The 3,821-nt window shown below is 70.6% G+C and carries 4 protein-coding genes; all 4 read right to left on the bottom strand.

Annotated elements, in window-relative coordinates; translation table 11 throughout:
• Window positions 1-645, bottom strand: a 645-nt coding sequence (locus AB0O00_RS32120; RefSeq protein WP_363657779.1) for a cytochrome P450, incomplete at its 3' end; no start/stop codon positions are given.
• Entirely contained in the window at window positions 642-1,634 is a 993-nt protein-coding gene (locus AB0O00_RS32125) for an enediyne biosynthesis protein (RefSeq protein WP_363657781.1), read from the bottom strand. The genes AB0O00_RS32120 and AB0O00_RS32125, both read right to left, overlap by 4 nt.
• 5 nt (window positions 1,635-1,639) lie before the next feature.
• The gene (locus AB0O00_RS32130) at window positions 1,640-3,487 is read right to left on the bottom strand and encodes a CRTAC1 family protein (protein ID WP_363657785.1); all 1,848 of its coding nucleotides are present in this window, start codon (window positions 3,485-3,487) and stop codon (window positions 1,640-1,642) included.
• Window positions 3,488-3,610: 123 nt separating this feature from the next.
• Window positions 3,611-3,821 (bottom strand): DUF1702 family protein (locus AB0O00_RS32135; RefSeq protein WP_363657783.1); only part of this gene is annotated, 211 nt, incomplete at its 5' end.

Here is a 3,821-nt window from a genome sequence, read left to right on the forward strand (position 1 = left end):
GTCGACGACGCGCTGGAGTTCGACGCGCGCCCGGCGGAAGCGCCGCTGCGTGGGCAGCGGGATCCAGCCGGGCACCGCGCCGAGCGTCACCATGTCGAACATGGCCTGGTCCTGCACGGCCTCGAACTCGTGGCCGATCGACTCGAAGGCGCCGAGGTCGGTGTCGAGCAGGGTGCGGCCGAGCACGCCGAGGGTGAGCCCGGTGAGCTCCTGGACGAGGTCGACCGGCCGGCCGCCCTCGAACGCCCGCAGGCGGGCGACGAGTTTGGCGGCCTCCTCGGCGACGGCGGCGGCCTGCCGGCTGATCCGCTTGTGCTGGAAGACCGGCTGGATCGCGCGGCGCTGCTTGCGCCACAGCTCGCCCTCGCTGGTGAGCAGTCCGTCGCCGAGGGCCCGGCGGGCCTGGATCAGCCCGATGCCCTTGTGGTAGTTGGCGGCGTTGTCGGCCAGGACGTGCTTGGCGTGGTCGGGGTGGTTGAAGAAGTAGAGGGTCTTCGGCCCGATGGAGATCCGGACCGCGTCCCCGTACTCGGTGGCGGCCGCCCGCATCAGGGCGAGGCGGTCGCCGGCGAGGCGGCGCAGCAGGGTGGGCGCCGCCCGGCGCGGAGGGCCGGGCGGCACCCGCCGGGAGCTGGTGGCGGTCACGCCGCGACCTTTCCGGCCACGGCCGTCGTGCTGGTCGCGCCCGCCCGCAGCCGGGTGGCCTGCGCCTCCTCCTGCCCGCGGTCGCGGAAGTGCACGTACCAGAGGTACAGGCCGCGGATCAGGCAGGTGAGGGCGGTGGCGAAGAAGATGCCGTACGCGATGTGGGCGATCATGAACAGGGCGTACAGGAAGGCGACTCCGGCGCCGAAGGCCATCTGGTTGGCGGGCTTGGACGGCGTCGTGCCGGGGTCGGTGATCATGTAGTTGGTGAAGAGGACGAACGCGACGCCCGTCATCATCGCGAGCGCGCCCTGGATCGACGTCCCGAAGACGAGCCCGCGCAGCACCGCCTGGAGGGCGAACGCCGAGAGCCACCCGAGGATGAGCCACATCCGGCCGGTGAGCTTGGCGTTGAGGATGGTGCCGGACATCAGGATGCCGAGCACGATGAGCCAGCCGAACGGGGTGTTGACGTGCTCGGTGAAGTGGTACGGCGGCGCGATGCTGGCCCACGGGAAGAGCACGAGGATCGCGGCGATGCCGAAGTTCGACGGGTTCATGTAGTGCCGCAGCCGGCCGCGCACCGGCACCCGCAGCACCCACTTGGCGCTGACCGCGAAGACGACGCCGAACATCATCACGAAGACCCGGTCGTTGACGTAGGTCAGCATGTTGAGCGCCAGGCCGGTGATGTGCGAGGGGTAGAGGAACTCCAGCACGCCGGGCAGGCCGTTGCCGAGGAAGCGCGGGCGCCGGCCCTCGACCTTGGCGCCGACGAGCTCCAGGGCGATCTCGGTGGTGTAGGCGGTGGCGAGCGCGATCAGCGGCCAGGTCCAGGGCTGTTCGAAGCCGAGCACGGTGTAGCCGAGGATGTTGAAGACGGTGATCGAGATCGCGAAGCGGCGCAGCGCGATGACGACCTTCGGTTCGTGCCGGGAGGCGGTGGCCTCGGGGGCCACGGGCGTGGTGGTGGGGGCCTTGTCTGCCATGTCCGTCACTTCTCCTTGGCCTGGCTGCCGAGTTGGAGCCAGTGCGACCCCGGGGTGAGCGTCACGGTCTGCTCGTGCACCTGGCCGTCGCGGGCGCGCCACTGGAGCTTGACCGGCAGCGGGCCGGTGACGCCCTTGCCGAGGCCGAGGTGCACGTCGTGGCTGCGCTTGCCGGAGTGGCCGCTGCCGCCGTCGACGCGGTCGATGTGCTTGCGCCCGTCCGGTGTGGTGACCTCGACCTCGGCGCCGATCACCGGGGAGCCGGGGGCGGGCATCGGCCCTGCGGCGTCGGGGGTGTCGTGGGTGAGCCGCAGGTCGAGGTAGGAGCCGGTGTCGGGGCTGTCGTTGCGGTAGAAGACCGGGGCGTCCCACTGGCGGGCGACCGCGAAGTCGAGCTTGCCGTTGCCGTAGGCGTCGCCGGTGGCGATGCCGCGGGTGGGCACGGGCACGGCGAGGCCGAGGCGGCCGGCGAGGTTGCTGTAGTGGCCGTCGTCGCCCTTGACGAAGAAGCGCAGGGTCTGGTCGCCGCCGATGTCGTCACCGGCCTTGACGTTGGGCCACCACCACGGGTTGTCGAGCAGGGCGTCGTTGGCGGTGGCGAGCTCCTGGAGCTGCGGCCAGCGGTTGGTCTCGCCCTTGACGAAGCCGGTGGCCTGGACGATGGCGAGCCGGCCGCTGTTGTCGAAGTCGCCCATCTTGACGTCCCAGCCCCAGCCGGACCACGCGGTGCCGTCCTCGGCGCTGCGGTCGACGAACGGCGCGGTGCCGTTGGAGAGCTGGGCGCGCAGGTCGGACTTGTCGCGCGCGGTGTTCATGAACTGGAAGTTGCTCTCCTCGATGCCGAAGGAGGTGGTGATGTTGCTGACGAACAGGTCGTAGAGGCCCTTGCCGTCGAGGTCGCCGAAGTCGACGCCCATGCCCTTGAAGGAGTCGTTGCCGAGGATCTTCGACTTGGGCGTGGAGCCGTCGCGCGGGCCGGTCACGATCTGGAACTTCGGGTGGCCCGGGGTGGAGACGTTGTAGAGCATCCGGTCGTTGCCGAAGTCGTTGGCGACGTAGAGGTCGGGCAGCTGGCGGCCGTCCAGGTCGATCGAGCTGGAGGCGAGCGACCAGCCGTGCTTGGCCTCCTCGGGGAAGGCGTCGTCGGAGCACTCGAACTTCGCGGAGAGCTTCTCGGCCGCGTTGCCGCCGGTCCAGCGGCAGATGTACTTGCCGCCGCTGTTCTCGGCGTGCGACATCGAGTGGTTCATGACCACGCCGCCGCTGACCCGGTCGTCGAGGACGGGCCCGTCGGGGAAGTAGTTGCCGATGAAGATGTCGTGGTGGCCGTCGCCGTCGAAGTCGGCGATGCTCGCGGTGTTGGTGTTCCACTGCGCGCCGGTGTACTTGCCGTCGGTCGCGTTGGGGCCGGGCACCAGCTCGACCGGCTCGAAGGCGTGTGCGTCGAGGGTGGTGGCGTCCGGCTTGGCGAGGAACAGGATCGGGGTGCGGCCCCAGTAGTAGACCAGCAGGTCGGTGTGGCCGTCCTCGTTGAAGTCGCCCGCCACGCAGCCCATCGGCGCGATGTAGTCGTTCATCGGCAGCGGGGCGGGGTCGAGCGCGAACGGCGCGTAGTGCGGGCCGTCGGAGCCCGGCACGGGCGTGATGTCGACCTGGTCGGTGCGGGTGTCGACCAGGCACAGGTCGCCGGACTTGCCGGTGCCGCGCAGGTCCGTCATGGTGATGGCCGCGCCGACCGAGGAGATCCAGGCGCGGATGTGCTCGTAGTCCTTGTTGACGGTGCGGATCGTCTGCTGCTTCGCCGCCGGCGGCAGCTCGATCGGCAGCGGCGTGAAGTGGAAGTGGCTCGCCATCGCGTCCTGCTCGGCGGCGGACGTCGTCGGGGGCAGCACCAGGAAGTAGCCGGCCACGATCGCCAGCACGGCGATGATGCCGGGCAGTTGCAGGCGGACCCGGCCAAGGAGGGTGGGCACCGGTCAGTTCCTTCCCGTGGTGGCGAACGTGTCGGCGATGGCCTGGCGCCAGGTCTCGTAGGACGGCACCGGGCCGTTCGAACGACCGGTGGGGCGCAGGTCCTGGGTGACCTTGGCGGCCGCGGCGGCGGTGGTGCCGCAGAGCACCTCGGCGGCGAGCTCGGTGTGCTCGCCGAGCAGCCCGGCGTGGATGCGGGCCTCACACGCGAACGCG

The sequence above is a fragment of the Kitasatospora sp. NPDC093558 genome (assembly GCF_040683475.1).
GTDB lineage: Bacteria > Actinomycetota > Actinomycetes > Streptomycetales > Streptomycetaceae > Kitasatospora.

What these genes read in the sequence shown, in the direction of transcription:
- AB0O00_RS32125 (WP_363657781.1), bottom strand. Translation starts at nt 1,634, where the DNA reads ATGGCAGACAAGGCCCCCACCACCACGCCCGTGGCCCCCGAGGCCACC.
- AB0O00_RS32130 (WP_363657785.1), bottom strand. Translation starts at nt 3,487, where the DNA reads ATGGCGAGCCACTTCCACTTCACGCCGCTGCCGATCGAGCTGCCGCCG.